The following is a 350-nucleotide window of genomic DNA, read 5'->3' on the forward strand; positions in this document are numbered from 1 at the left end:
TCATTCGAGCGCGCAATCACACAACCATCGTTATTGGATAAGACGATAATCGGTTTATTGCGCAAATCAGGACGAAACAAACGCTCACAGCTCGCGTAAAAATTATTACAATCAATCAGCGCGTACATAATTCACCCAAAACTATGAATGACATGAATAACCACACCCCAAATCACTAAGTCTTGCTCATCAGTAATGTCTATTGGGGGATATTGATTGTTTTCAGGCATCAGCAGGATGCGGCCATTGCGCTTTGATAAGCGCTTCACCGTCAGCTCTCCATTAATAGCAGCAATCACTATCTTGCCATGAGTCACGTTGATGCTTCTATCAACTACCAGCAAATCCCC

Annotated in this window: 2 protein-coding genes; both read right to left on the reverse strand. The window is 43.1% G+C overall.

The genetic code is table 11. The features are described 5' to 3' along the window. Positions 1–128 (reverse strand): Y-family DNA polymerase (locus tag Ldro_RS16105; protein ID WP_476630047.1); only part of this gene is annotated, 128 nt, incomplete at its 3' end. Positions 129–131: 3 nt separating this feature from the next. Further along, positions 132–350, reverse strand: a 219-nt coding sequence (locus Ldro_RS09265; RefSeq protein WP_274519114.1) for a LexA family protein, incomplete at its 5' end; no start/stop codon positions are given.

Source organism: Legionella drozanskii LLAP-1, from assembly GCF_001467585.1.
GTDB classification, from domain to species: Bacteria; Pseudomonadota; Gammaproteobacteria; order Legionellales; family Legionellaceae; genus Tatlockia; species Tatlockia drozanskii.